Origin of the sequence: Mycobacterium sp. 852013-50091_SCH5140682, from assembly GCF_001665685.1 — a bacterium.
GTDB lineage: Bacteria > Actinomycetota > Actinomycetes > Mycobacteriales > Mycobacteriaceae > Mycobacterium.
The window spans coordinates 1-763 of record NZ_LZTB01000048.1 but is presented as its reverse complement, the minus strand read 5'-3'; the positions used below and the strand labels follow the sequence as shown (position 1 = coordinate 763).

The 763-nt window shown below is 63.7% G+C and carries 1 protein-coding gene; it reads left to right on the top strand.

All coding sequences use genetic code 11. The annotated features are described in order from the left end of the window. Positions 1–763, top strand: a 763-nt coding sequence (locus A5784_RS15225) for an MMPL family transporter (protein WP_156750581.1), incomplete at both ends; no start/stop codon positions are given.

Sequence of the window (763 nt, the reverse complement as noted above, 5' to 3'; positions counted from 1 at the left end):
AGCACGCCGCCGACCACAGTGGCATCGCCAAGTGGATCCGGCGCCTGGCGCTGCCCATCATCCTCGGCTGGATCGCCGTCATCGCGGTCCTCAACGTGGTCGTTCCCCAGCTCGAAGAGGTGGGGAAGATGCGCTCGGTCTCGATGAGCCCCGACGACGCCCCGTCGATGGTCGCGATGAAGCGCGTCGGCCAGGTTTTCGAAGAGTTCAAGTCCAACAGCTCGGTCATGATCGTGCTGGAAAGCGACCATGCACTCGACCAGGCCGCGCACGACTATTACGACCAGATCGTCGCCAAGCTGCGCGCCGACACCAAGCACATCGAGCACGTCCAGGACTTCTGGGGCGACCCGCTGACCGCCTCCGGTGCCCAGAGCTCCGACGGCAAGGCCTCCTACGTGCAGGTCTACACGGCCGGTAACCAGGGTGAAGCGCTGGCCAACGAGTCCGTCGAAGCCGCGGAGAACATCGTCAAGAGCGTGCCGGCTCCGCAAGGGGTGCATGCCTATGTGACGGGCCCGGCCGCGATGTCGGCCGACCAGGAGATCGCCGGTAACCGCAGCCTCGAGATGATCACGGCCCTGACCTTCGTGGTCATCATCGTCATGTTGTTGACGGTGTACCGGTCGATCATCACCGTGATCCTGACGATCCTGATGGTCGTCATGTCACTGTCGGCGGCGCGAGGGCTGATCGCGTTCCTGGGCTACTACAACATCATCGGGCTCTCGACGTTCGCCACCAACCTGTTGGTGATGCTGGC